General features: G+C 73.5%; 1 protein-coding gene. It reads right to left on the bottom strand.

Annotated elements, in window-relative coordinates:
* A partial coding sequence (locus tag LPA54_RS40120; RefSeq protein WP_228985357.1) for an STAS domain-containing protein occupies positions 1-419 on the bottom strand: 419 nt, incomplete at both ends.

Here is a 419-nt window from a genome sequence, read left to right as displayed (position 1 = left end):
GAGTCGAGGGCGCGGCGGTGGCCGGGGCGGACGCCGGAGACCATGACGACGATGCCGCGCCGCCGCAGCTTGGTCACCGCGTCCTTGAGGACCAGCGCCCCGGTGGCGTCGACGACGCTGACGTGGGACATCCGCAGGATGACCACGCGGACCTCGGCCAGCTCGGTGAGTTCCAGCAGGAAGCGGTGGGCGGCGGCGAAGAACAGCGGGCCGTCGATGCGGTAGGCGACGATGTGCTGTGCGAGCAGCTCGTGCTCCTCGTCGGTGTGGTCGCCGCGGTCGAGCGGCAGCGGGGCGAGCCGGGCCTGCCGGGCGACCGCGCCCAGGGCGAGCACGCCGGCGACGACCAGGCCGATGATCACCGCCTGGACGAGGTCGAGGACGAGCGTGGCGACGGCGGTGAGGACGAGGATCACCGC

Origin of the sequence: Streptomyces sp. DH12 (assembly GCF_020873895.1) — a bacterium.
Taxonomy (GTDB): Bacteria; Actinomycetota; Actinomycetes; order Streptomycetales; family Streptomycetaceae; genus Streptomyces.
The sequence above is the reverse complement of the archived record's forward strand: the minus strand, read 5'-3'. Positions and strand labels throughout refer to the sequence as shown.